This is a genomic window from Streptomyces rhizosphaerihabitans (assembly GCF_025399795.1).
In the GTDB taxonomy this organism is placed as follows: Bacteria; Actinomycetota; Actinomycetes; order Streptomycetales; family Streptomycetaceae; genus Streptomyces; species Streptomyces rhizosphaerihabitans.
In genome coordinates, this window is the sequence record NZ_JAODTZ010000035.1 from 14,951 (window position 1) to 41,732 (window position 26,782).

16 protein-coding genes are annotated in these 26,782 nt (G+C 67.8%); 6 read left to right on the forward strand and 10 right to left on the reverse strand.

Features of this window, described 5'->3' with window-relative positions; all coding sequences use genetic code 11:
* Window positions 1-34 precede the first annotated feature (34 nt).
* Together adhE and ppdK are read right to left on the reverse strand one after the other, a co-directional pair.
* A complete protein-coding gene (gene adhE / locus N4G66_RS29260; RefSeq protein WP_261707248.1) occupies window positions 35-2,722 on the reverse strand; it encodes a bifunctional acetaldehyde-CoA/alcohol dehydrogenase in 2,688 nt (895 codons plus the stop codon).
* Window positions 2,723-3,422: 700 nt separating this feature from the next.
* A complete protein-coding gene (gene ppdK / locus N4G66_RS29265; protein WP_261707249.1) occupies window positions 3,423-6,107 on the reverse strand; it encodes a pyruvate, phosphate dikinase in 2,685 nt (894 codons plus the stop codon).
* 503 nt (window positions 6,108-6,610) lie between these two features.
* Here ppdK and N4G66_RS29270 point away from each other — a divergent pair.
* Entirely contained in the window at window positions 6,611-7,513 is a 903-nt protein-coding gene (locus N4G66_RS29270; protein WP_261707250.1) for a universal stress protein, read from the forward strand.
* Between the two features lie 72 nt (window positions 7,514-7,585).
* Complete coding sequence (locus N4G66_RS29275) at window positions 7,586-8,482, forward strand: universal stress protein (protein ID WP_261707251.1); 897 nt, start codon at window positions 7,586-7,588, stop codon at window positions 8,480-8,482.
* 309 nt (window positions 8,483-8,791) lie between these two features.
* On the opposite strand, the gene N4G66_RS29280 is transcribed toward N4G66_RS29275, so the two are convergent.
* The 4 genes from N4G66_RS29280 to N4G66_RS29295 form a co-directional block, all read right to left on the reverse strand.
* Entirely contained in the window at window positions 8,792-10,039 is a 1,248-nt protein-coding gene (locus tag N4G66_RS29280; protein ID WP_261707252.1) for a ricin-type beta-trefoil lectin domain protein, read from the reverse strand.
* A 136-nt stretch (window positions 10,040-10,175) separates the two neighbouring features.
* Window positions 10,176-10,844, reverse strand: coding sequence for a VanZ family protein (locus N4G66_RS29285; RefSeq protein ID WP_261707253.1), 669 nt, complete (start codon window positions 10,842-10,844; stop codon window positions 10,176-10,178).
* A gap of 332 nt (window positions 10,845-11,176) precedes the next feature.
* Window positions 11,177-11,542: a cupin domain-containing protein gene (locus N4G66_RS29290; protein ID WP_261707254.1), complete on the reverse strand. Its 366-nt coding sequence runs from the start codon at window positions 11,540-11,542 to the stop codon at window positions 11,177-11,179.
* A 163-nt stretch (window positions 11,543-11,705) separates the two neighbouring features.
* The gene (locus N4G66_RS29295; RefSeq protein WP_261707255.1) at window positions 11,706-12,356 is read right to left on the reverse strand and encodes a DUF4230 domain-containing protein; all 651 of its coding nucleotides are present in this window, start codon (window positions 12,354-12,356) and stop codon (window positions 11,706-11,708) included.
* Between the two features lie 337 nt (window positions 12,357-12,693).
* Between N4G66_RS29295 and N4G66_RS29300 the strand changes: the two genes are divergently transcribed.
* From N4G66_RS29300 to N4G66_RS29310, 3 genes are all read left to right on the forward strand, one after another.
* Window positions 12,694-13,590, forward strand: a complete 897-nt coding sequence (locus tag N4G66_RS29300) for an S-4TM family putative pore-forming effector (RefSeq protein ID WP_261707256.1) — start codon at window positions 12,694-12,696, stop codon at window positions 13,588-13,590.
* 130 nt (window positions 13,591-13,720) lie between these two features.
* Window positions 13,721-15,319 carry an effector-associated domain 2-containing protein gene (locus tag N4G66_RS29305; RefSeq protein WP_261707257.1) on the forward strand — a complete coding sequence of 533 codons (1,599 nt, stop codon included), beginning with the start codon at window positions 13,721-13,723 and terminating at the stop codon, window positions 15,317-15,319.
* A gap of 466 nt (window positions 15,320-15,785) precedes the next feature.
* Window positions 15,786-17,585, forward strand: coding sequence for an HEXXH motif domain-containing protein (locus N4G66_RS29310; protein WP_261707258.1), 1,800 nt, complete (start codon window positions 15,786-15,788; stop codon window positions 17,583-17,585).
* 18 nt (window positions 17,586-17,603) lie between these two features.
* On the opposite strand, the gene fxsT is transcribed toward N4G66_RS29310, so the two are convergent.
* The 4 genes from fxsT to N4G66_RS29330 form a co-directional block, all read right to left on the reverse strand.
* Entirely contained in the window at window positions 17,604-21,989 is a 4,386-nt protein-coding gene (gene fxsT / locus N4G66_RS29315; RefSeq protein WP_261707259.1) for an FxSxx-COOH system tetratricopeptide repeat protein, read from the reverse strand.
* 76 nt (window positions 21,990-22,065) lie between these two features.
* Window positions 22,066-22,950, reverse strand: a complete 885-nt coding sequence (locus tag N4G66_RS29320) for an AAA family ATPase (RefSeq protein WP_261707260.1) — start codon at window positions 22,948-22,950, stop codon at window positions 22,066-22,068.
* A 242-nt stretch (window positions 22,951-23,192) separates the two neighbouring features.
* Window positions 23,193-24,803 (reverse strand): VMAP-C domain-containing protein, encoded by a 1,611-nt coding sequence (locus N4G66_RS29325; RefSeq protein WP_261707261.1) that lies wholly within the window; start codon window positions 24,801-24,803, stop codon window positions 23,193-23,195.
* A gap of 145 nt (window positions 24,804-24,948) precedes the next feature.
* Window positions 24,949-25,650 carry a hypothetical protein gene (locus tag N4G66_RS29330; protein ID WP_261707262.1) on the reverse strand — a complete coding sequence of 234 codons (702 nt, stop codon included), beginning with the start codon at window positions 25,648-25,650 and terminating at the stop codon, window positions 24,949-24,951.
* A gap of 168 nt (window positions 25,651-25,818) precedes the next feature.
* Between N4G66_RS29330 and N4G66_RS29335 the strand changes: the two genes are divergently transcribed.
* Window positions 25,819-26,772, forward strand: coding sequence for a ribose-phosphate diphosphokinase (locus N4G66_RS29335; protein ID WP_261707263.1), 954 nt, complete (start codon window positions 25,819-25,821; stop codon window positions 26,770-26,772).
* Window positions 26,773-26,782 lie beyond the last annotated feature (10 nt).

Here is a 26,782-nt window from a genome sequence, read left to right on the forward strand (position 1 = left end):
AGGGCAGGAAAGGGGCGGGTTCGGTCAGGCCGTCTCAGTTCGCCGGAACGGTGCCGCCGGTCTCCACGCCGTGGCCGTAGTAGGCCGCACGCATCAGCTCCGCCATGTCGTCGAGCATCGGCATCCGGGGGTTGGCGGGCGCGCACTGGTCCTCGTAGGCGTTGAGGGTCTGCTGGGGCAGGGCGTCGAGGAAGGCGTGCTCGTCGACACCGAGGGACTGGAAGGTCGGTTCGATGCCCACCGCGTCGCGGAGCCGCTCGACCGCCGAGGCGAGCGCTTCGACGCCCTCGGCCGGGGTGGCGGCGGGCAGACCGAGGGTGCGGGCGATGTCCTGGAAGCGTTCGGGGGCGTGGTAGCTCTCGTACTTGGGCCAGCCGGTGAGCTTCGTGGGAATGCTCCCGTTGTAGCGGATGACGTGCGGCAGCAGAACGGCGTTGGTGCGGCCGTGCGCGACGTGGAAGGTGGCGCCGAGCGTGTGGGACATCGCGTGGACGATGCCGAGGAAGGCGTTGCCGAACGCCATGCCGGCGATGGTTCCGGCGTTGTGCATCTTCTCCTGGGCCTCCGGCCGCGCCGCGCGGTCGTTCACCGCCGCCTCGATGTTGTCGAAGATCATCCGGATCGCGTGCAGGGCGAGCCCGTCGGTGAAGTCGTTGGCGTAGACGGAGACGTACGACTCGATGGCGTGGGTGAGGGCGTCGAAACCGCTGTCGGCGGCCAGCGCCCGGGGCAGTGCGGTGGTGAGGAGCGGGTCGATGACGGCCACGCTGGGGGTGAGCGCGTAGTCGGCCAGCGGGTACTTCTTGCCGGTGGCGGGGTCGGAGATGACGGCGAACGGGGTCACTTCGGCGCCGGTGCCGGAGGTGGTGGGGACGCACACCAGGCGGGCGAGCTTGCCGAGGACGGGGAAGCGGAAGGCGCGCTTGCGGATGTCGGAGAACTTGTGCCGCATGTCGGCGAAGTCGACGTCCTTGCCCTCGGCCTGCTGTTCGTACAGCAGCCACATCACCTTGGCCGCGTCCATGGGGGAGCCGCCGCCGAGGGCGATGATGGTGTCCGGGCGGAAGTCGCCCATGAGGCGGGCGCCGCGCCGGACGGAGTCGATGCTCGGCTCGGGTTCGACGTTGTCGATGACCTGGATGGTGACCGGCTCGAGGCGTCGCCGCAGCACGCGTTCGACCCGGTCGACGAGGCCGAGGCGGGTCATGGTCGCGTCGGTGACGACGGTGACGCGGTGGACGTCCGGCATGGAGGCGAGGTAGCGGATGGCCCCCGGCTCGAAGTAGATCTTCGGCGGGACCTTGAACCACTGCAGGTTGTTGCGGCGCACCGAGACGCGCTTGATGTTCAGCAACTGGGCGGCGGAGACGTTGTTGGACACCGACGTACTGCCCCAGGAACCGCAGCCCAGCGTCAGCGACGGCAGCAGGCTGTTGTAGATGCCGCCGATGGCGCCTTGCGAGGACGGGGAGTTGACGATGATCCGCACGGTCTTCATGCGCCTTCCGTAGGACTCCGCCAGTGCGAGATCCTGGGTGTGGATGACGGCGCTGTGACCCTGGCCGTGGAACGCGACCATGTCGGCGGCCAGGTCGAAGCCCTGCTGCTCGGAGCCGGCGCGCAGGACGGCGAGGACCGGGCAGAGCTTCTCGCGGGTGAGCGGCTCGTCCGGGCCGACCCGGGCCGCCTCGACCAGGATGAGGGAAGTGTCGGCGGGCACGGTGAAGCCCGCCTGCTCGGCGATCCACACCGGGCTCTGCCCGACGGCAGCGGAGTTCACCTTGGGCTCGCAGCCGGCGCCCGCGGCACCGACGGGGAACAGGAAGGCCTCCAGCTTCGCCTTTTCCTCGGCGGTGGCCAAGTGGGCGTGCAGGACGCGGAATTCGTCCAGCACCACGTCGTAGATCTCCTCGTCCAGGATGACGGCCTGTTCGGAGGCGCAGATCATGCCGTTGTCGAACGACTTGGACAGCACCAGGTCGTTGACGGCCCGGCGCAGATCCGCGCTCCGGTGGACATAGGCAGGAACATTGCCGGCGCCCACGCCGAGAGCGGGCTTGCCGGCCGAATAGGCGGCCTTGACCATGGCGTTGCCGCCGGTGGCGAGGATCAGCGAGACACCCGGGTGCCGCATAAGGGCGCCGGTCGCCTCCACGGACGGGGTCTCGATCCACTGCACGCAGTCCTCCGGCGCACCCGCCGCCACCGCCGCGTCGCGCACGATGCGGGCCGCCTCGGCGCTGCACCGCTGGGCGGAAGGATGGAAGGCGAACACGATCGGGTTGCGGGTCTTCAGAGCGATGAGCGCCTTGAAGACGGTGGTGGAGGTCGGGTTGGTGACAGGGGTGATCGCACACACGACGCCGACCGGTTCGGCCACCTCGGTCATGTCGTCGATGTCGTCGCGGGCGATGACGCCGACGGTCTTCATCGGGCCCATGCTGTGCGTGACGTACTCACAGGCGAACATGTTCTTGGCCGCTTTGTCCTCGAAGACACCACGCCCGGTCTCCTCCACCGCGAGCCGCGCGAGCTTCGTGTGCTGGTCCAGCGCGGCGACCGAGGCCTTCTTCACGATGTGGTCGACCTGTTCCTGATCGAGCGCCTCGTAGTCGGTGAGTGCCTTGAGCCCGTTCGTCACCAGGCGGTCCACCGCGATGGCGATGTCGGACGGCGCGGCGGCGGGGTCGGTGGTCGCGATGCGGTCGTGGTGGCGGGTCATGGGGGCGAGCCTCCGTCGTCGAAAAGGGGCGGCACCGCACGGTGGGCGGTGCGGGGAGGGAGCGGTACCGCGGGGACGGTGGCCGGTACCGCTCACACCGGTAGCGTCTCTCGTCAGCGGTGTGCCGCCCCAGGCCCCGATGGTCCCTTCGCGGGGCCGACCGGCCCCGAAAAAACGCGGACGGTAGGCCTGTTGACGATCTATCACACCGTCCGCCCGATGCGTTTCCCGGAACAGGAGCGGAAGGGCTCCGCCGTGTCGCAGGGCTCCTTTCCGCGTGGTCCTGCCGTCGCGGACCGAGATCCGCCACGCCGGGGTCCGGACGGCGACGGATGTGGGCCGGCACCTCGTCGCGGCCTGTCTGCGGATCTCGTCGTTCGTGCGCAGGAAGACCGGAAGCAGGTCGCGAGGCGATGCCGACCAGTCGATGCTCCTCGTCCACGACTGGAAGGTGTTCGACTCCGTGACACCCCGCCCGGCTGCGCGATCCGCGGCTCCGGATGCACGGTGATCGCGGGCGGCGACATCGGTTCCTCCGCTGTCCAGGCGTGAGCGACGGTGGCGGCGTGCCGGGAGGAGCGGCCCAGTGGGGCATCCGGAACTGTCGTACCGGGTATCCGCGGACTGGGCCGCCGCGCGCCGGATCAGGCGGGTCCGGGAGATCGCTCCGACGGCCGACCGCCTTCACGGCGCTCGCAGGTCACCTGCTGTCGCTCGTTCCGGGCTCGGGGAGCGCGGCTCGTCCGGCCTCCAGTCGCGCGACCGGGACGCGGAACGGCGAACAGGAGACGTAGTCCAGGCCGGTCGCGTGGAAGAAGTGAACGGAGTCGGGGTCCCCGCCGTGCTCGCCGCAGACGCCGATCTTCAGGTCGGGGCGCGCGGCGCGGCCCTCGTCGACGGCGATCCGGACCAGCCGGCCCACACCGTCGCGGTCGAGGGTCTCGAAGGGTGAGGTGGCGAAGATGCCCTTGTCGAGATAGGCGGAGAAGAAGGCCGCCTCGACGTCGTCGCGGGAGAAGCCCCAGGTGGTCTGGGTGAGGTCGTTGGTGCCGAAGGAGAAGAACTCGGCCTCTTCGGCGATCCGGCCGGCGGTGAGTGCGGCCCGGGGCAGTTCGATCATGGTGCCGACCGGGCAGTGCACGGGGATGCCCGACTCCTCGGAGACCTCGGCCAGGACGCGTTCCACCTCGGCCCGCTCGATGCGCAGTTCCTCGACGGCGCCGACCAGTGGGACCATGATCTCCGCCTGGGGGGAGCCCCCGGCCCTGGTGCGTTCCACGACCGCCTCGGCGATCGCCCGCACCTGCATGGCGACGAGTCCCGGGACGACCAGGCCCAGACGGACCCCGCGCAGACCGAGCATCGGGTTCTCCTCGTGCATGCGGTTGACCGCGTCGAGGAGGTCGGTGTCGTGCGGGGCGGGCACGTTGCCCCGGGTTTCGGCGGTGGCGATGCGCACGGCGAGGTCGGTGCGGTCGGGCAGGAACTCGTGCAGGGGCGGGTCGATGAGCCGGATGGTGACCGGCAGCCCGTCCATCGCCTTCAGAATGCCGATGAAGTCCTGCCGCTGGAGCGGCAGCAAGGCGCCCAGCGCGTTCTCGCGTGCGGTCTCGTCGCCCGCCAGGATCATCGCCTCGACCAGCTTGCGGCGTTCGCCGAGGAACATGTGCTCGGTGCGGCACAGCCCGACGCCCTGCGCGCCGAACCGCCGGGCGCGGGCGGCGTCCTCCGGCGTGTCGGCGTTCGCCCGCACCTCCAGTCGCCGGACCCCGTCCGCCCGTTCCATGGCCCGGGCCACGGCCTCGACCAGCCCGCCGGATCGCTCGCCCGTCTCGAAGAAGCGCATCACAGCGGAGTCGGCCAGCGGTGCGGCACCCAGATAGACAGCTCCCTCCGAGCCGTCGACGGAGACGACCGTGCCCTCCTCGACGACGGTGTCGCCCACGGTGAAGCGACGTGCCGCGGAGTCGACGGTGAGTTCCTCGGCACCGCACACGCACACTCTGCCCATGCCACGGGCGACCACGGCGGCGTGGCTGGTCTTGCCGCCGCGGCTGGTCAGCACCGCCTGGGCGGCGATCATGCCCGGCAGGTCGTCCGGGGTGGTCTCCTGACGCACGAGGACGACCTTCTCGCCCGAGGCGGCCCGACGGACTGCTTCGGCCGAGTCGAACACCGCCGCGCCCACCGCCGCACCCGGTGAGGCGGGCAGTCCGTGCGCGAGCGCCTCGCCGACGGCCGAGACGTCGAACCGGGGAAACATCAGCCGGGCCAGGCCGTCCCCGTCGACCCGGGCCAGGCCTTCGTCAGCGGTGATCAGCTTCTCGTCGACCAGCTCGGCCGCGATGGCGAACGCGGCCTCGGCGGTGCGCTTGCCCACCCGGGTCTGCAACATCCACAGCCGGCCCCGCTCGATGGTGAACTCGATGTCGCACAGATCCCGGTAATGCGTTTCCAGAGTTTCCATGTGATCGCGCAGTTGCCCGTACGAGACCGGGTCCAGCATCTCGAGAGCGGTCAGCGGAACGGTGTTGCGGATGCCGGCGACGACATCCTCGCCCTGCGCGTTCGCCAGGTAGTCGCCGTACAGTCCGGGCCGTCCCGTGGCCGGGTCGCGGGTGAAGGCGACGCCGCTGCCGGAGTCGGAACCGAGATTGCCGAAGACCATGGTCTGCACATTGACCGCAGTCCCCAGATCGTCGGGGATGTGCTCGCGGCGGCGGTACAGCCGGGCTCGCTCGCCCCTCCACGACTCGAAGACGGCGAGCACCGCGCGGCGCAGCTGTTCGGCCGGGGACTGCGGGAAGTCCTCGCCGGTCTCCCCGCGGATCAGGTCCTTGTACGTCCTGACCAGCTCGGCCAGGTCCGCAGCGTTCAGCCCCAGGTCGTTCGCCGCCCCGCGCGAGCGCTTGAGGTCGGCCATGGCGTTCTCGAACAGAGAGCTGTCGACGCACATGACAGTGCTGCCGAACATCTGCACCAGGCGGCGGTAGGAGTCCCAGGCGAAGCGTTCGTTCCCGGAGACCTTTGCCAAGCCGAGCACGGAGGCGTCGTTGAGGCCGATGTCGAGGATCGTCTCCATCATGCCGGGCATGGAGAACCGCCCCCCGGAGCGGACGGACAGCAGCAGCGGGTCGTCGGGCCGACCCAGCTGTCGTCCCGCGGCCTGTTCCAGGGCGGCGAGATGTTCGGAGATCTCGTCGGCCAGGGTGTCCGGTGCGGTGCCGACCGCGAGGAAGGCGCGGCAAGCCTCGGTGGTCACGGTGAAGCCCGGCGGCACCGGCAGCCTCAGCCGGGTCATCTCGGCCAGGTTCGCGCCCTTGCCACCGAGCAGATCGGCGAGCTCACGGCTGCCCTCTGTGAAGTCGTACACGTAACGAACCATGACGCCGGTCTCCTTCGATGGGCTCGGGGCTGGGGTACATCTCCAGGGTCCGACCGGGCGGAGCCGAGGGGCAGGTGCTGTCGGTCCCCTCCGCTGGGCCGGTCGGCCCAGCGGAGGCCCGTATGCGCGCCTGAAGTGGTCTGTCGTGAGGTGTGTGGCGCGTGGGGCAGCGAACCAGGCCGGCGGCGCTGTCCGATGGTCTCGAGGCACTGAGGCGGAGTCCCGGGAACGCGGCCTCAGTCACTACCGCTCATCCATGCCCGCCATCACCGTCGGCCCCGACGGCTCGCCCGAAAGCCTCGCCCCCGATCAGCGTCCGGCTGCCGGATCGCGCGGTCTAGGCTCACCCGGCGAGACGTGTCATCTCCTCCTTCCGGACCGGCGACGGGCTTCTCGCAGAGGGGCCGGACGGCCCCCGGAGGGACCCGGGCAGCCCCTGCCCCCGCGCCGGCCGCAGCGTGACGCTGGTAGCGCACGACAGACCGAACTCTGGAGGTGCCGACATGCTTGCGCCCGTAGTCGCAGGAATCGACGGATCCGCCGAGAGTCTGGCCGCCGCCGTATGGGCGGCCCGCGAGGCCGAGCGGCGGGACCGACCGCTGCACCTGGTACATGCCTGGGACTGGCACCCCCGCCGGCAGGAAGGCGAGATCGTCGGCGCCGCCCAGCGGCAGCTGGCCCGGAATTCGCTGCGCCGGGCGGAGGAACGTGTCCGCGCCGAGTGCCCCGGCGTCCGTCTCACCGACGAGCAGACGGAAGGCCCCGCCACCGCCGCCCTGTCGAAGGCGGCGGACCAGGCCGACCTGATGGTCCTGGGCTCACGAGGTCTGAGCGGTTTCACCGGATTCCTCGTGGGTTCCGTGGCCCTCGGCGTGGTCGCGCAGGCGACGCGCCCCGTCGTCCTCGTCCGGGCGGACGAGCAGGCGGCCGACGAACATGTGCCGGCACGCGACGGAAGCCCCTCGACGGATACCGGCTACCAGGACGTCGTGCTGGCCGTGGACCTCGACGAGGCCTGTGACCAGGTCATCGAGTTCGCCTTCGAGGCCGCCCGGCTCCGGCACGCACGACTGCGGGCCGTGCACGCGTGGCACGCATCCGGCCCGATCGGCCTGGGAGCCGGCGATATCGGCATGGTCGAGGAGTCCCGGCAGGGCGAGGAATGGCTGGGTTTCCTCAAGGCCGTGCTCCAGGCGTGGCGCGACAAGTACCCCGACGTGGAGGTCCTGGAGACGGTGGTGGCCGACAAACCTTCGACGGCGCTCGTGAGGGCCGCGACCGGAGCGAGTCTCCTCGTCGTCGGCCACCGCCTCGCCGAACGCCCGCTCGGCCCCCGCACCGGCCCCGTCGCCCATGCCGCGATCCATCACGTCGGCTGCCCCATCGCCGTCGTACCCCATTTCTAGAGAGCCCCCGAGAGCGCGGGCCTGCTCTCGAAGGACTCGCGACAGCTCGAACGGACGAAGGAGGTGACGGTCATGACAAGGCCAGTCGTAGCCGGTCTGGACGGTTCTAAGGAGAGCCTCGCCGCAGCCGACTGGGCGGCCAGAGAAGCCCTTCGCCGCGGACTGCCGCTTCGTCTTGTACACGCCTGGGAGGGCCTGCCCGACGACGGCACCGCCGCGGACCTGCCCGAGATCAGGGCACCGCAGTACCACGCGCGGCGGGTGCTGCGTGGGGCCGTCGACGTACTGCACGAGCGCTATCCGGGGCTGTACATCGCCGCCGAGCAGGTGCGCAGGCAGCCACGTCCCGCGCTCCTCGCCGAGGCGGAGAGCGCTGAGCTGCTGGTCATCGGAAGCCAGGGGACGAGCGGTGTCGGGGGGTTCATCTCGGGGTCGGTCGCCATGGCCACCGTTGCTCACGCCGACCGGCCCGTCGTCCTCGTACGGGCGGGCGAGACCGCGACGGACGAACACCTCCCCGACGCTTTCGGAAGGGCGTCGACCGGTACCCCCCACCGCGACGTGGCGGTCGCCGTCGACGTCGGCGCGCCCTGCGACGCCGTCCTCGACTACGCGTTCCGCGCGGCCGAACTCCGTGCGGCGCCGCTGCGCGCCGCGTACGCGTGGCACGTGCCGCTCACCAGAGGCGTCCCGGGCGTCGAGGAGCGTACGCGGATCCGGAAGGCGGCGGAGTACGCACTCGCGGAGGTGCTCGAACCCTGGCGTGCGAAGTACCCCGGTGTGGTTGTCCAGGCGAGCCTCCACGAGGGCCGCGCCGCCCACGTCCTCGTACGCGCGGCAGGCGGGGCCGGACTACTGGTGGTGGGCCGTCGTCGGCGGCGTACCGCGGTCGGCGCCCACACCGGTCCGGTGGCCCACGCGTTGCTCCACCACATGCCCCAGCCCGTCGTGCTGGTCCCGCACGACTGACGGTCGCGCCGCTCACGCGGAGCACACCCAGGCGCCCGGTTGCGCCGAAGGCTTACCGAGACCTCGCTGAATGCAAGCCGCATGCCGGCCCCCGAACGAAGTGTTCTGGGGGCGGAAGCCCCGGTGTCCCGCCGACGCGGTCACACCGGGGCGCCTCGCCGTGAAGGCAGGCCGTTCGATCAACACGCGAACGTGTGAAGAATCAAGCGAATGTTCTTCGTAGTTCCTTTTTTGCTTTGGGACAGACGCGGGTCACAGGCGGTGGGAAAGGGACATCGGTAATGCGCACCTACAAGCCCCGGAGGCCTCTCAGCCCACCGTCCACTTCTGGTTGGCTCCGCCGCCGCACGTCCAGATCTGGAGCCGTGTGCCGTTGGCCGAGTTGTTGCCCGTGACGTCGAGACACTTGTTGGCCTGTGGGTTCACGATGTCGTGTGCCGCGGTGACCGTCCATTTCTGGTTGGGGCTTCCCGCGCAGTCCCACAGCTGGACCGTCGAGCCGTCCGCCGTACCGTTGCCGGTGACGTCCAGGCACTTGCCGAGCGCGCGGATCGTGCCGTCCGAGGACACGGTCCACTGCTGGGCACCGGTGCCGTTGCAGTCGTAGAGCTGTACGGGCGTGCCGTTGGCCGAGTTGGCGGCGGCCACGTCCACGCACTTGCCCGCGAGGCCCTTGATCGGACCGGCGGTGCCGCCCGAGCTGTCGCCCGTCGTCACCTTCACCTCGTCGACGACGAGCTGCTGCGGGAAGGCGGTGGAGCCGTCGGGGTCGCCGGGCCAGTATCCGCCGACCGCGAGGTTCAGGATCAGGAAGAACGGCTTGTTGAACACCCAGGTGTTGCCGCCAAGGTCGGCGGGCGTCCGCCGCTGGTAGACCGTGCCGTCCACCGACCAGGTGATCGAGTTCGGTGCCCAGTCGACCGCGAAGGTGTGGAAGGCGTCCGCGAAGGCCTGGCCGTTCGGCAGGGAGTACCCGGCGCCTATGCCCGCGGACCCGGAGTACCCCGGACCGTGGATCGTGCCGTGCACGGTCGACGGCTCGAAGCCGACGTTCTCCATGACGTCGATCTCACCGGAGTTCGGCCAGCCGACCTGCCCGATGTCGCTGCCGAGCATCCAGAACGCCGGCCACATGCCCTGCCCGCGCGGGATCTTCATCCGGGCCTCGACGTGACCGTACGCCGTGGTGAACTTCCCGGAGGTGTTCATCCGGGCCGAGGTGTACTGGCATGTGCCGTACCAGCATTGGTAGTTGGCCGGATTCTCCTTGCGGGCCGTGATCACCAGATGGCCCTGGCCGTCCAGCGCCGCGTTCTTGTTGCCCGACGTGTAGTACTGCCGTTCATGGTTGTTGACGTTGTCGCCGGTCTCCATCTGCCACTTGGAGGAGTCGACGGCCGAACCGGCGGGACCGTCGAAGGTGTCGTCGAACGTCACGGCCGCGGTGGCCGCGGCCGGACCCGCGTGGGCGGGAGCGACGACGGCCGAGGCGGAGGCGACGAGCGCGGCGGACAGCGCGGCGAAGAGGCATCTTCGGAGCAGGCGTGGGGAGTCCATGACTCTCATTTCCGTACGGCTGCCCTAGGGCGGGTGAGCCGACTGAGGTGGGGGGTGCATGCTTCGCCTCTTGATTTAAGGAGTGAGGTAACGGGGTGTCAATACTCTGGTACGGACCAGTAGTTGGGGGGCTGCCTCAGGCGCGAAGACGCTTCCTGGGGTGTACCGCCCGCCCGAGCCGCCGACCCAGAAGCAGGTAACCCACCAGCGCCCCGGCCGTGTTGAGGATGACGTCGTCGATGTCGAAGGAACGTCCGGTGATGAGGGCTCCCTGGACGAGCTCGACCAGAAGCATGACCGCCGCGGTGAGTGCGAGGACGCGCAGGATTCCGCGGGTCTTCGGGAACACTACGGGCAGCAGCACTCCGAAGGGCACCCCGAGCACGAGGTTGCCGCCGATCTGCTTGACGGCGTCGCGCAGCTCCGGCTGGTCGAGATAGGCCCGCAGGGAGCGGCCGGGGTGAAGATTGTTGTGGATCAGTGCCGTGGACGCCGGTGACGGCTCCAGTGTCAGCCGGGCCAGCGCGACGGCGAACGCCACCATGGCCGCGAAGGCGATCAGTACGGCCAACAGCCGGAAGGGCAGCGCCAGGGCTCCGGTCTCCCGCGCGGGCTCCGGCGCGGGAGGCGGCTTCCTGCGGCCGAAGAACGACCGCGACTTCTCCGGCTTCCCCGGTCCGGACTTCGACGCCGGCTTGCTCCGCTCGGCCTTCGACGCGGGCTTCCCCTGGTCCGATCCGGACTTCGGCGCCGGCTTCCGGCGGCCGGCTTTCGCGGCACGTGCGCGCAACGCGGTGCGGACCATGAGCCCCTCCCCATTTTCGAACTGCCCTCTGGTGCAGCCCGCATACCCCCGATGGGGCCGACGATGCCCGGGCGCTTCGGCGAACGGGAGGGCCTCGCGGCAACGGGGGCGCTTTTCGGCAAGGGAAGCCCTCAGAGCGGTCCGAACCGCGAGGGGGCGGCGGTACCGGCTGACCGGGTCGACCGCGGCGACCGCCCGGCTGGGTCGACCCTGCCTCGGTATACCGCCCCGCCCGCCCCGCCCCGCCTCACCTCGGCCGAACCTGCGCTCGGCCGCCGAGGTGTCCCACTCCGGGGAAGCGGAGAGTGCAGTGCCTGGGTCGCCCTGAGTGCCTAGGCGCCCTTCGCCTTCGCGTAGTCGGTGGCCATGCCTCCCGCGAAGTCGTATACGACGACCTGTTCGTCACCCACGACCCAGGCGTCGTGCCCGGGCGGGCAGACGAAGACGTCGCCGGGTCCTACCTCGCCCTCGCCGCCGTCGTCCATGGTGAGGTGCATCCGTCCCTGAACCACATAGCCGTTGTGGTGGACCTCGCAGCTCTTCGTTCCCGCGATCGGGCCGACGGACTCGGACCAGCGCCAGCCCGGTTCGAAGGTTCCCACGGCGAAGTCGAGCCCGCTCATGTGGACCGCTTCGAGGTGGCCGCGCGGGAAATCGCGTCGCTCGTCGGGCTTGTCCACCGTCTTGATCTCCAGCATGACGGCTCCCTTCCGTTTCCCCTTTTCCATCGTCTGCCCGCCAGGAGGGGACTGCCATCCGGAGGGCCGCCTCCGGGACGGCCGCAGGCGCCGGGTGCGACCGCCGGCTCGCCCCGGCGCCGTCGGCACCGCCCGGGCTCGGGCACAGTGGGCCCGCCCGGACTCAGGCACCGTAGGTGACCGTCACTTCCTTGAAACCGAGGGAGTGCAACAGGCCTTCGAGCATGCCGGTGGTGTTCTCCTCGGCCCGGGCGGTGAGGCGGCTGTCCTGTGCGGCCTTGCCGATGTGTTTGGCCGCGAGCCGCTGCACGGCCCGTTCGTCGTTCGGGTTGTCCGAGAACACGTCGCCGATCCGGTCGAGGAGACCGCGCTGCTTGGAGACGGCGTAGGAGTGGTCGGGGTCGAGGGCGGGTTTGCCCAGTGCCGCGTGCGGCAGACGGAGCGTGGCCGACGTACGGTCACCGTTGACCGTCACGTCCTTCTGGCCGATGCGCCCGAGGTCGACATAGGCGTCGACGGTGCCGGCCCCCACGTACAGCGTGCGGGTGCCGCGGATCGCGTCCGGCAGGTATTTTGCGTCCTTCTCCAGGTCCACGACCACCTGGAAGTTGCCGGACGCGGCGTCGTAACGGCTCATGTCCTGGATGGACTTGAGGAGCGTGGGGCCCGAATTGTCATGGCTCTCCGTGCCGAACAGATCGCGCAGCCCCGGCAGAACGGCCAGCCGCAGCCCGGCGAAGAGCACCACGAGCACCAGCACGAAGGCGGAGAGCACCTTCGCCCAACCGGGCATGCGTTTGATGGGCGTCGTCATGTCGACGGTCCTCCTTTCAACCGTCCGTATACCCCCCCAAGCCCATTGGCAGGCCACCCGGTTGGCTTGCGACTTGGGGTGCGTGACCTCTCGGGCAGGTGGCCGAGTTCTGCTCATCCGGTGGGCGGGGGAGGGCCTGGTGGGACGGCCTCGAACGAGTTGAGGACCCCTCGGGTCCATGGTCTGCTGGTGGGACGGCAATCGGCGATGGCCCGGATGGTGGATCGAAGGGCGGCTCGCTATCCAGGCGGCGGAACTCCATCGTGAGTTCTCGACAAAAGGCCGGCGGTGAAAGACAGTTGGAACAGCGTCTGCCGCATGACGGGGGGAAGCCGTGGTGGATGGTTCGTCGCCTACGTTGATCGTTTCTCCGGTGCTGAGGGAGCAGAACCAGTCCGATGCACTGGTTCGGTTGCGCGCCATGTCGGTGTCGCACAAGAGAGCGCAGCGCCTTGCGGCGCTGAGCGCCTGGTGTTCTGTGCTGCTCGCTGCTGCCGGTTGCGCGGCATCATTTGTGACGAGTCTGGTGGGCGTCGTTGCCATCGCCGGTTCGGTCTGGGCTGTTGTTTATTCGACAGTGTTCTCTTCGTGGGTGGATTCTGCAGCAAGGCGGGCGGCTTACGTCCAGGAGTTGTTGGACGTTCGGCTTTTTCGCCTGTCGTGGAATTCGGTACTCGCGGGCGAGGAGCCTTTGTCGCACGAGGTGAATGCGCTCAGTAGGCGCTTCTCCGGGGAGGAAGAGGAGATCCGCGACTACTATGAGATTCCGGATCTGCCGTACCCCTATGACGTGATTGCTTGTCAGCTTCAGAATCTGGGGTGGGGTGCACGTATTCGCCGCCGCTATGCGCGGGCTGTGGTAGGGGTGACCTGTGTCTGGGGTGTTGCCGGTCTGGTGGTCGCTTTGTCTGCGCATTTCGACTTGGGCGAAGCCTTGGTGAGATGGTATGTGCCATCCCTCGCAGCATTGCTGTTGGGAGTCACCACCGTGCGCACTCAGTGGGCGGTCGCTGCTGAGAGGGAGCGTGTGCTGTCCTTGGTACGAGGCCGCATAGCGGCGGGTGGCGGAGAAGCTGACTTGCTGAGACTGGCGCGGCAGGTGCAGGACGTGATCTTTCTTTCGAGGCAGACCTACACCCGGGTTCCGAACTGGTTCTTCCGTCAGTACCAGGCTTCCGATCGTGCTGACTTCCTCGCGGCGATGCGTGAATTGCGTGATCAAGTAGGGCGATAGTGAAGACCGTGGCTCCGGACGTGCCAGGGCGTGGTGGTGCGCGACTGAAGTGCTCGCGCGCGACAGGCTTCCGTCGCTTGCAGGTCCCTCTTACGTTGGGTGGTGCGTGACGTGGTTACGGGAGGGCTGCGTGGCCGCGTTCTCTGACCGTTCGGTTGTTACTGCCAGGCTGGGCAGCGGCGTTGTCCGAGGCTTGCTCGACTGGGCTGAACTCAACGATCTGTCGGTTGATTTGAGTCTGCCGTCCTGGTCCCCGCCCGGCAGGGGCTATACGGGTGCCCTTTTGGAGGCGTTGGAGGTTGCCCCGCCCGCGCGCGTGGTGATCTTGAAGGTGTTGCCGGCAGGGCCCCATCGGGGGGAGCCAGGACGTCACACTCGTGCCCTGCGGACATCTCCTCCGGACTTCGCCGAGAAACATTTGGTCGAACTGCCTTTCGCACCGTATCCCTTGGAGGGCGGTGGCGCGCTGATGTTCCAGGGTGTGGCGGGCGATGGGCTCCGCGACATGGCGCCTATACGCGTGTTGGGCGGGGACGACTTTGCACTGGCGTGCATTGACGTAGTGAGGGGGCTGCTCACCGAGTGGAACACAACGCCAAGGCGCCCACGGCGGATGCGGGCATCAGCTTTTCTGCAGTCGGAGTTACGAGCTGCCTGGTCGGGCGGGGCGTCGCTGGAGCAGGCGCGAGAGCGTGCCGGGCTCTCGGGTTCGGATGTTCCCTGGTTCGAAGCGGGTGGACGGCGTTTGCCCAATCCGTTCCTGCTGGTCACCGGTGGCCACTCGGAGTTCGATGATCCTGAGGTGTCGGTGCTCACAGGGCTGACGCACGGTGACCTTCATCTGGACAATGTGCTGGTCCCCAGGCGCCGAGGCGTGCTGCTGCCGCAGGAGTACCGCCTCATCGATCTGTGCAGTTTCACCTCGGACGGTGCGCTGACGCGAGATGTGGCCATGCTGCTGCTGTCAGCTCTTGTGCCGGTGCTGCAGGAGCCGTTGTCGGCTCGTCAGGAGTTGTTGCTGCTCGACTATGTTGTCCGTCCGCAGGAGGCTCACCTTTCTGATCTGCCGCACGGAGCAGCTGCTCGGGTCGACTGTGTGAGGGACACGGCTGCTGGCCTGATGGGCGGTTGGCGCGAGCCGTGGGCTGATCAGTTGCTCCTTTCTCTTGTCGCGGGGGCTCTCGCTTTCACGACGTTCACGAGCCTTGGTCCGGGGGTCAGGCAGTGGTACCTGCGTCTGGCCGCGCATGCAGGGGGTGAGCTGCTTGAATCGCGCGCGTTCCCGTACGCGAAGCAGTCGTCCGTCGCGGGGGGCCCGCCAGCGCCATCGGCGGCTTTGCGGGGCGAGGAGCCTGCGGCCGACGAGAGCACCGCTATCCGGCCGATTGCGGCGGAGGTGCGACGGACGGGTGGCCATCTGGACTCGGGGCAGCGCAGGGCCCTCGTTCTGGCTCTCGAGGCTGTCCCTGCGATGGCTGATCCTGGTTCACGAGCGGTAGTTCTGCGGATGTTGCCTCCCGAAGTGGCCACGAGTATCCCGAGGTCTCCGATTACGAGGGTTGAGCTCTTGGGCGTTGTTGAGACGTGTCTGGCCTTCCCGGAGGGACTGGCGGAGCTGTGGGAGGCGATCAGTACTGTGGATGCCGGGACGCGCAGCCTTGAGGTGCTCCACGGTGTTCTGGAGCGAATGTCTGTGTTTCGAGGGGTGACGGAGAACGGCCATGGCTGAGGGCCCGTTTTCGACGCGGGGTTTCCGGTCATGCGGCACTGGGACATCATGAAGGCGCAGGCAAGGGCCGTCAGGCCCGCAGAAGGGAGAGCCGCGGGGCATGGATCAGACAGCGTCAGCCATTGAGTCGGAGCTATTGGATCTTTCACAGTTGACCTTGGGGGATGTGTGGACATGTCGGCGCGGCGTTGAGTGGCAGGAAATGGAGCGGCGACTCCTGCACGAGTTCGCCAACCCGTCCGTGTTCGCGGGTGACCCCAAAAGCAGTGCGTCCATGTGAGGCCGAGACTCGGACTGTGATCATGGAGGCTCATCGGTGCGTGGCTTCTCTGTGCCCTCGGGCTGGCCGGCTGACCGGGTCCCGCGGCATGGGCTACCGCCGCGACACTTCGATGCGCTTGCTGAAGGTGGAGGCGGTAGCGCCGTCCTCGCGCATCTGTGGGATTCCGAGCGGAGCCACCGTTTGGTGCTTCTCGGCCTGCTGACTGCCGCGGCGGGGCGGCGGCCGGACGCCGGTGGTCCGCTGTCGGGGATCGATGAGGCGTGGGATCTGCTGGTTGCTTCTGAACGGCGAAGCAGCACGGTTGCTGACGAATTGCTCCTGCTGCCGGAAACGGGACGCTGGCTTCGTCATTGCTTGCAGCGCCTTCAGGAGCCCCCTCGTCTGCGGGAGCATGACGAGCCTCCATTATGGGTGGATGTCGGGCATCTGCATCTGCTTGCCGCTGTAGCGGCGGTTCGCACGGGGCTGTCGTTCAGTCTGCAAGTCCCCGCTCGTCATGGTCGGATTTGGTTTCCAACGCTTGGATGTGCCTCGGTCCGTGGTGAAGTGACGTCGTGGCAGGCTGCGGATGCTCTGTACGAGGCTGAGACGTTGTCCGTCGGTCTTGCCGGGGACGCGGGTAAGGGACAGGACCCGGTTCTGGTCAGGTTGGCGGAGAGCCGGCCCGATGCTGATTGGCATGAGCCTCGGTTCGTGTCGGTGGACCTGCCGGATGGGCCACGGCAGATCCTGTTTCACGATCTGGGTCCCTACCGGATGCAGCCGGATACCGAACGTTTGGCGTTCGGGGCGACTTCCGAGGACGAACTGGGGCGCTGGCGCGATCTGTTGCAGCGGGCCTGGCCGTTGCTGGCGCGGGTCGATCCGAGAGCTGCCGAAGATGTGAGTTCGTGTCTGCGTTCCATCGAGCCGCTACCGCCGGCGCTGCCGTTTCGCTGGTACAGCGCCACTATGGAAGACGGAATGGGCGGGATGGCGGCGTCCGAGCCGACGGGAGCGGAGCCCGCAGCCGCTGCTCAATTCGCGTCGATCCTCACTCACGAAATCCAGCACAGCAAGCTCAGCGCGCTGCTGCACATGTACTCGCTGCATGTCCCCGATGCATCGCATGGTCTCTATGCCCCGTGGCGAGATGACCCGAGGCCTTTGCGCGGGATGCTGCACGGCGTGTACGCCTTCACGGGAGTGGCGCGCTTCTGGCGGGGCTATGTCCTCAACGGCTGTCCTGCGGAGGAGGAGGCGTTGGCTTCCTTCGAGTTCGCGCTTCGTCGGTGTCAGCTACTGCGGGTTCTGCCGAGGCTGAACGAAGACGAAAGGCTGACCGCCCTGGGCCGCCGGGTGGTGAGTCGGCTCCTGGAAGTGGTTGAGCAGTGGCAGGGCGAACAGGTGCGGGCGGACAGCCTGGAGCAGGCCGGAAGAGCTGCCAATGACCACTGGATGAGCTGGCGAGCCCATCATCTTCTGCCCGACGCCCGGTTCGTGGCCGCCCTGGCTGATGAGTGGGCCAATGGCGATCTTGATCCTGCAACGGTCACTCACGGGTGGGCGTACCCGGAGCCGCGGTTGAGGACGGATCCGACCGCGCGCCATTTGGATGCCCGAGCGGTGCTGATGCGGGTGCGGATGATGCGGAGCACGGCCCGGGAGCTGTCGGTCGGCGGCGTGGAGGGCCTTGTTCGAGGTGCGCGGCGGGGAGATCTGTACTTGTTGAGCGGCAATAACGATTCTGCCCAGCGGCTCTACACGGCTGAGATCGCCGGAGTGCCCCTGCCGGCCCAGGCACCTGGAGTGGTGTGGGCCGGGCTGGGGCTCGCTCTGGAGGGTCGGTCCGACCGAACGTGGGCTGCGCGCGCCCTGTCGGTCTTTCCGGAACTGGTTCGCCACGTCTATGCGGCGATCGGCACTGGTGATGAGTCGCGGCCCGATCCGGCTGCCGTGGCTGACTGGCTGGGGCGCACGGTGGCGCCTTCGCCCAGGGCGTGACCAGGACCGCTTCGGCGTCTATGGCATGGGATCGGCGTCGCAGTTGGCGCGGCGCCAGGCCTCCGCGTTCGCGCAAGCGGGGTGGGCCGGCCCCAGCTTTGTTCGGAGTCCCTCCAGTGCTGCCGCATGCATCGCATCGGCCTCGTCGATGCGGCGCAGGGCGCGGAGATCGCTGCTGATGTTGCTCATCAGTGCCAGCGCGGTGGGATGTTGCTCTCCCAGAGTGGCATTGACCCGCTCCAGGGTGTGCTGGTCGAGTTCGAGGGCAGCGGCGGCATCCCCCTGCGCGTACAGGTCGCTGGCGAGATTGGCGGCACAGACGAGCACCGTGGGGTGGTCGTCGCCGAGTGCTTCTCGCGCGCGTTCGAGTGCGCTCTCATTGAGCGAGCGAGCTGCGTCGGCTTGATTGACCAGACGCAGAGTGATGGCGAGGTCGATGTCGGCTGCGACGGTGTCGGGGTGACGGGAGCCGAAAACTTCGACGTACAGGTCGCGGGTCCTCTCGCCGAGGCTGAGGGCCTCTTCCAGGTTGCCGAGTTGCCTCAGGTCCACGGAGAGGTTGAGTGAAGCGACCAGGGAGTCGGGGCTGCGCTCGCCGTAGCGGTCGGTGAGCGCTTTGCTTGCCTGGAGGCTCAGTTCGTAGGCAGCTTCGTGGTCACCGGCCTTGCGGCGTGACACGGCCAGTCGGGCTGCGGCCCGCAGGGTGTGTGGGTTCGTCTCGCCGAAGACGGTGCGGTACTTCTCTACAATCTCCTCGAACATCCGCGCGCCAAGTGCGTAGTCGCCGGCCTCGCGGCGGTCGAGCGCCAGGCCCATTTCGGAGAGCAGGCTGTCGTAGGCTTCCTCGCCGTAGATGAGGACATTGCGGCGCCATGTTTCTTCGTCGAGTTTGAGCGCCTGGTGATAGAGGCCGCATGCGCGAAGGGCTACCGCGAGATTGTGCGTGTGGTCGAGGGTGAGGGGGTCTTCCTCGCCGTAGGCCTGCACGGCCTTTTCGTGAACTTCCTGGGCGATGGACAGTGCGCCGAGAAAGTCGCCGTGGGAGCGACGGTCAATGGCTACGGACCCCATCGTGGAGAGAAGTTCTTCCTCGGCGTCCGAACCCAGCTCTCGGACTGCTGCCAGCATGCGCTGGCTCAGTTCCGCTGCCTCTCCGTAGCGTCCCATGCGCCAGAGGACGTACCAGAGGCCGCGGCACAGGAGCAGCGTCTGCTGATCGCTTTCTCCGTACTTCTCCACCCACTGCTCGTAGGCCCTCTGCCCGAACTCCCGGGCGCTTTCGTGGTCGCCCCAGAAGTAGAGGTACTCGGCCGTGTTGATGATCAGCTGGCGGACGTTGCCGACCTCGGATTCGATGGCACCCGATTCCACCACATGGGGGTACAGGTCACCGAAGCGGGCCCAGTGGTCGGGGTCGCGCGGATCACGTGGGGCATTAGCGGCAAGGAGCAGGTGTGCGCCGTTCCGCATGCGCTCTCGCTGCTCTTCGGTCATCCGTGCAACCAGCACTGCTTGCACCAGTCGGTGCATTTGGATGCTGTTGTTGCGGTGGTCGATTTTCGCCAGGGAGTATCGGTTGATTTCCCGGATGGCTCGGGCCAGCCGCAGTGGGTCGGTGAGAGCGCGGTCGAGGTCGGGGGCGATGGGTTGGACGGGGGCCCCGGAGAAGAGTGAGCGCGCGATCGGCTCAGGAGCGAAGTACGCGCAGATCTGCAGTAGCTGCAATGCGGCCGGGTTCTTGCTCGCCAGGTGGTCCAGGGAGACATTCCAGGCGGTTGCCACAGTCTGCTCGTAGTGCGTTGGTGGGGATACAGTCATGAGTTCTGCACGTTTCTCTTCGAACAGGCGTAGATATTCGGCTGCCGGCATGCCGGTTTCGGCTCGCCACGCCGATGCCTGTTCGACCGCCAGTGGCAGGTCGCCCAGGACGTGGGCGAGCTGGTCGGCCTCAGTCTCGGACAGGTCGGGATTGCGGCGTTGGAGGAGCTGGATGCTCTCCTCGCGTTCGAAGACGTCTACTTCCAGGGGACGAGCCAACGTGTTCCACTGTGGGTTGCGGGAGGTGATGATGATGGAGCCCGTTGGCCCGCTCTCTGCGCCACTGGGGAAGAAGTCCTGGACGGCTTCCGGGCTTTCCGCATTATCGAACACCAGCAGCCATTTGCTGAATGGGCTACCGGTGCGGAGAGCTTCGAGCACGGCCGGCACGGCAGTGATGGCCTCACTGCTGACGGGCAGGTGCAGGCGGTGGGCCAGTTCGACAAGAGCCTGTGAGATCTGTGTGGGGCGTTCTGCCGGGATCCACCAGACGATGTCGTACCGGCTTGCCTGGCGGTATACGAATTCTTGAGCGAGCTGCGACTTTCCTACGCCGCCCAGTCCGTGGAGGGCGTGCGGAAGTACTGCGGTCGGGCCGTCGCGGAGTTCCCGCTCCAGCCGGTTCAGCAGATCTTCGCGTCCTGTGAACACGAGATTTCGAGGGGGCATATTCCCCCACACCGAAGGCCGCATGGGTACGGTCGGCTTGGAGCGAGTGATGTCAAGATTCAACCGCGGTGCGGTAGCGGGATGGGTTGATACCACTGGCGCCCCTCCGGGAGGTGTGCCAGTCTCAACCGGACCGATCTCGGTAAGGACGGGCGCCTCGGGGATATTTGATTCATTCACTATGCCATAGCTTTCCGTGTGCGTGGTGGTTGGAATCTCGCCGCGTGTCGATTCGTCCGTGTGTTGATCTGATGCTTCATGCGCCTGGATCAACTGTCCAATCAGTCGCGCCCGGCTGATGTGGGATCCGGAGAGTGATTCGAGGACCGCGCGTTCTATCTCGCGCAGATGCAGGTTCTCCTGGTTCACTTCGGGCCTCTCCGGTGTCTCCCCTCCGAAGTAGGCGAGCATCTCCGCTGCAACGCCGCTGTGCGGGGCGAGTAATTCGGCCGCTGTTCGTGTAGCGAGTTCGGTTGCCTGGCGGGTGCTTGCGGCCAGCACTTCCTCTCGGACGCCAGGGTGGAACGAGAACTTCGCGGTCTGTCCTGAAGCGGGCTTCACAAGGTCACTCATGAGGAATTCGGCCATATGCTCCGGGCCTGTGCGCGGAAGCGTGCGCTGTTGGAGTGACGTCATCAGGCGCAGATCCAGCGGAGCTGTGGCCAGTCGTGTGGCGAGGCGGAAAGCGCCGGGAGAGGCCCAGGCCCGGAAGATGGCCACTCTCTCAGCCGCGCTCCGTTCGGACGGCTCACGGGGGAGCTCGTCGGTGTGGGGCACGCGTTGGTGCTGTGAGACTACGACGGCGGGCACATCGGTGCTGCGTGGTCCGTCGTCTGCGACGAAGTGTGCCCATGGGGCCAGCCAGTCACCGGACAGTTCCAGCACGGGAACCGGTGTCTGACCCTGTTGCCTCCGGGGAGCGCCAAGAGGTTCGGCGTACTCCCAGGGCATCCCGGCATGCCAGGGTCCGGACGAGCGCAGTCGCACCCGTTGTGCGTTCAACGCTGTGCGGTGCCATAGCCGCTGCGGCAGAACGTTGAGAACCGCGGTGGGCTGATGCCGGCACCAGGTGGCCAGATGGGCGTGCATGGCACCGGATTGCCAGACGGGGGTTAACCCGTCCGTGAGGACGAAAATCATCGTGCGTCCGCTGAGATCCACCAGTCGTCGGGGGGAGTGCGGGGACGCTGCTGCGTTCGGCTCACGGAGGGTTACGTCTTGAGGCGACGGGCCAGGGGCATCGAGGTGCACGACCTTGAAATTCCCGAATCGGCCGTGCCGCTGCAGCAAGGCCGCGAAGCGTGAGACCGGATGCCGCCAGACCGCCATGCGGGGTGAGACATCCAGGACCAGAACGGCGTCCCAGCGTGGCGCCGGTCCGGGCTGCATGACCGCGGGCAGGCCTGGGTCGAACGACAGTCGTTCGGCTGTGCCTTGCGGGTCGACCTGCTGGGCGCGATAGGTCATTGCCGGGCGGCGCAATGGCTCCAGGGCCCGGGCGACTGCTGCCGACTCGAGCCCGGTGGAAGAGGAGGACCTGGACCGCGGGCGTGTTGTCTTCCGCTCGCTGCCACGGGTGGGCAGAGCCCGTGGGGGAGCGTCCTGAGCGGGGCGTTGTGCAGGCACTTGGGTTGAGCGGTGGTGGTGTGGCCTGTGCTCGGAGGCTGGAGCGTCCGGGGAGTTGTGTGCGGGGGAAGGTGTTGATTCCCGGCTGCGCGGGTGCTCCGTCGGGGGCGGAACCGCGGTGTCTCCTGTCGGCGCTCGTCCTGCGTCTGTGGGGCGCGGTGCGAGGTGCTTCGGCGCTGATCGCGTATCGGGTGCCTCGTCGCACCCGGTGAAGGCGGCAACGTCCGAGTGGTGTTGGGCCAGCCACAGTGCGTCGGCGATTTCTCGGGCATGGAGCCGGGTGACGGGCATGGGCGTGCCGTCCGTGGCCGGCGCCGGATCACCGTGTCCGCCGTCCGCCGCGCGACCGTTGAGTTTCGGCGGTCGGTCAGGCACCCCAGTCTGCTCCGTCTCCGTTCAGCGGGTGCCAAATGGCTTCCAGGACAGCCTGCCACTCGGCACGGTCTTCATCACGGTAGGAGTAGGCGCCCGATGTGACCAGGTGTGCGGCATTGAGTAGCTGGTCGGCGGCCAATCCGTCGACCTGCGCGCTGCGTGTCATGAAGTCCTGGACGAGCCTTTCCTGCACATCTCCCAACCGGTTGGCGAAGTGCGCGGCGACCAACGCGCCCAGTGCCTCTGGTCCGGGCTCCGGTATATCAAGCCGGAGGCAGCGGCGCATAAACGCCTCGGGGAATTCCCGCTCACCGTTCGAGGTCATGATCACGATGGGAAATGTTCGAGTTTTTACGATTCCGTCTTGAATTGAAGCAGTTCTGCCCGGATCTGCCGTGTAGACGGTGACGTTGCCTACTTGACGCTTCACCCGAACGAGAGGCTGAACAGCGAACCAGGCGTCTTCGAAGAGCGTGAGCAGATCGTTCGGGAGATCGCTGTCGCCCTTGTCCAGCTCGTCGATGAGCAGTACCCGCGGGAGTCGATGCGGTAGCAGGGCGGTTCCCAGCGGACCCAGCTGGATGAAGTCGCCGATGTCCAGCGGGGTGGGCTGATCCGATGCTGCCGGGCCGGTGCCGTCGCTCGGATCCGCGGCCTTGTGCTGAGCTGCGTACCAGGCCTGCCCGGCTTGGGCGCGGCCGATCACGTCATACTCGAACAGGCCGGATGCCAGCGTGGTGCGGCTGGTGACGGGCCATTGCAGCACGCGGCCCAACCCCAGTTCGCGGGCTATACGGTATGCCAGCGTCGACTTGCCCACCCCTGGGCGACCGGTCACCAACAGCGGGCGCCGCAGCAGGATGGCGGCGTTCACCATCCGGATCTCCGCAGCAAGCGGACGCCTGACGGCTTCCGCGGGGCCCAGGCGCCGATCTGCCTCTGCGTCATCAGGCGGCTGCGGCTGTTCGGGCCCTCCGTCAAAGGTCCGCCAGCGCGGGCCCGGTGGCCACTGTCGTTCCTCGTAGGGCGTCTCTCCGGCAGGTGGGACGCCGGTGCCGCTGTAGAGCAGTCCGTTGGGCGCGGTGCCACCGGAAGAGCGTAAGTTCCTGTCGGGTCCGCTCATTCGATACCCCCCACGAATGAGGCAGGTGCACTTGCCCCGCCGTCCAGCAGCTGTTCGGGGTCGTCCCAGATCACGCTCATGTGCCGAACCAGGCCGTTCGGAACGCTATTTCCGCGAGCTGCGGAACTTCCCTTCCACTGTCGGGCATAAGTGGGAAGCTTGGCCAGACCGCCTTCGGCTAGCCCTTCCCTCACCACGCTGCGGAACTCCTCTGTCACGCTTTCCCGGTGGTGGATGAAGACCGGGACACCCAAGTCCAGCCCGATGCGGAGTTCTCCCACTCCGGCGGCATTGCGTGGCAGTGGGGGTTCGCTCAAGACCATGGCGACGACGTCGTCCTGTTGACCGATCTGTGCGTCCAGGAGCTCCAGGTGATCGCCTACGCTGCGACCCTCCTCCGGTTCGCACCAATGGACGCCGGCGCTGTTCGGATCGTTCTTCCACCGGGCCCAGCGAAGGCGCCACCCATGATGGAGATCCCGGCGCTGCAGACGCTCAAGGCTGTGCAAGAAGATCTCCGGGTACTTGCTGAACAGAGGGTTGGGGTAGGGGCGCGTGGGATCCCGGTCCCACCACTCCACCGGCTCGTTGAGCAGTTCCGTCGGAAGGAAGAATTCCAGGACAACGTCCTCGGCGCGATCCCGCCACAGGGTGGCCATGCGCGTGAGCAGCGTGGCCACCGCGACCGGGAGCTGCGACCGCGGTACCGGCTCCAGCCCTTCACCTTCGTCCTCGTGGTGGAGACCGGCGGACTCGGCATACCTCACGCGGGCAGAGATCCAGTAGCGGTTCCCTCTGCGGACGTTCCGCCTTCCGCTGCTCTCCGCGGGGGCAAGGTCCGGCGCCAGTTTGATGTACATCCTGATCACAGGACGTGTCGCCGACTCGGGCAGCTTCTCCAGAGACAGCCCGGCCGGTTTGGGCGCGCGCGAATGGAACACGTCGGCGAGGGAGCCTTGCGCACTCAAGGACTCCCGTAACTCGCGCAGACCCCCTTCAAGATCATTTACGCCCCACATGCCGGCGAAATGGTCGTTCCACGCGTAGAACTCCCCGACGGATGAGGCCAGATCCGGATGCAGCGCGAGATGCTCAAGGAGCACCATGCCGGGAACCAGCACCGTGCCCGGCTGGGCACTGCAGCCGGACAGATGGACAAACGCGCGCCAGGCGGTGTCGCAGTACGCGGGCAGCCGGATCCTGTCACCCATGATCAGGGCGACCGTCGCGTTGAGTTCGTGCACCGGAAGCTGAAGAGCGGCACGCAGGGCTGCCCAGTCCCGGCCGACGTAGAAGTCCATGGCGTGGACCTCTTCCGCAAGTGGCGCCAGGCGATGCCGGGTTGCCGGCGCCACAAGGGAGGTTGCCTCCACGAGTGCGTCAAGGCCACCGACTTGTCTCGCACAGAAACGAGTGGCCTCCACGAACTCCTGCTGCGCGGTGGCGAACTCGTCCCACTCGTCGCCGTCCAAGAGCTCGAACAACTCACGGCGCCACTGGAGCCGGCCCTGACTGTCTCTCAGCGCGGCGGCATCCGCGAGGACCCTGACGACCTTCCGCAGGATCTGCTCCCGCGGTGTAAGTACCACCGACTGTCTCTGTGGCATGCACCCCTCCCCCCGTACCGCAGCAAATGGCGCGACATTCCTGCGGCAACACTGGTTCAGGGTAGGGGGATACGGGCCTCCGCCAAATGGGATCGACGATATTCGGCAGGCAAGACGGATGTGGCTGGAGAGCGGTCGTCAGGCGTCAGGCAGGGCCGATGGCCGGCATCGTGGCCGGGGTGCCGAGGGATGATCCCCGCAGGGGGCGGAACCAGTGTCGGGTCCGTACACGCGAGGCGTTGACGGGGGGTGATCCTGGCGGCGCGGGCACCCGCGGGTCTTGCGTTCCTCGTCCTGCCTCGCGGCGTACGAGGAACCGTTGTTGACGGTACGTCATCTCACCCTCGTACAACCGCAGATGGGCCGTACGCTCGCTGCCCGGTGCGGTCCGTACGGCGAAGACCGTGCCGCGCGGTGCGGCGTCGGCGGGGGAGAGTGGGCGGGGGACCGGCCGGGTCGGCCCCTCGGCCGGCGCGGCGACGCCCTGGCCGCCGATTGCCGACCCGAAGCAGACCGGGTGGACCGAGCCGTCGCCGGTACGTGCCGTGAGCGCGGTCCACAGCTCGTCCTGGGTCGGCGGCGGACCGTACGCGAGGGCGGCCAGGACGCCCGTGTCGACCTCGGCGAGGGTGCCGGCCGCGAGGTCGTCGAGGGGGCGCGACAGCACGCGGGCTGCCGGGGTGCCGATGTCCGTCACTCGCGAGAGCGGGATCGCGTGCGGCGTGAGGAGGCGCCGGATGTCGTCGAGGAGGTCCTCTTGGCGCGCTCCCACTCGGTCGATCTTGTTGACGAGGACCAGGGTGGGCAGGCCGAGCCGCCGCAGGGCTCCCGTGATCGAGGGGCGCACCTCGTGAGGGGGTGCTGGTCGGGACATCACGGCGCGACCAGGGCGGTGGTCCGCAACTGGTTTCCCCCGGTCGAAGGCCCGAAAGGTGCCCAGTAGCATGAGGTACGCACTCCGGGTCGATCTTGCCAATCGGCGACGCAACCCGGTTCGATCATGCGAGGAGCGGTCGTGCGTGACATCGCTGTGTTCAGCGGTAGTGCCCATCCCGAGCTCGCGGCCGAGCTCTGCGCGCATCTCGGTGTGCCTCTCAGCCCGACCCGTGTGAGCCGGTTCGCCAATGACTGCCTGGAGGTCCAGCTCCAGGCCAACTGCCGCGAGCGTGACGTCTTCCTGGTGCAGCCGTTGGTCACTCCGGTGCAGGAGCATCTCGTCGAGCTGCTGATGATGTGCGACGCGGCGCGCGGTGCCTCCGCCGGGCGGATCACCGTGGTCATGCCCCATTATTCGTACGCACGTTCGGACAAGAAGGACATGCCGCGGATCTCCATGGGCGGCCGACTCGTGGCGGATCTGCTGGTGGCGGCCGGTGCCAGCCGTGTCCTCGCGATGACGTTGCACTCCCCGCAGGTACACGGCTTCTTCTCGGTGCCGGTCGACCATCTGCACGCCCTGCGGGAGCTGGCCGCGCACTTCCGGGCCAACGACCTGTCCCGTACCACGGTGGTCTCGCCCGATCTCGGCAACGCGAAGGAGGCCGCGGCTTTCGCGCGGCTGATCGGGGCCCAGGTGGCCGCCGGTGCCAAGCAGCGGTTCGCCGACGACCGCGTGAGCATCAGCTCCGTCATCGGTGAGATCTCCGGACGCGATGTCATCGTGCTGGACGACGAGATCGCCAAGGGCAGCACGGTCCTCGAACTCCTGGAGCGGCTGCGCGAGTTGGGGCCCAGGTCGATCCGGGTCGCCTGCACCCACGGGCTGTTCGCGGCGGGCGCGCTCAAACGGCTCAGCGAGCAGCCCGACGTACTGGAGATCGTCTGCACGAACACCGTGCCGATCCCGGTGGAGGAGCACACGGAGAAGCTGAGCGTGCTGTCCATCGCCCCGGCGCTCGCGGAAGCGGTGCGGCGCATTCACAACGGTGAGTCGGTCAGCGCCCTGTTCGACGCGCCGCGGAACGAATAGACAGGAGGGA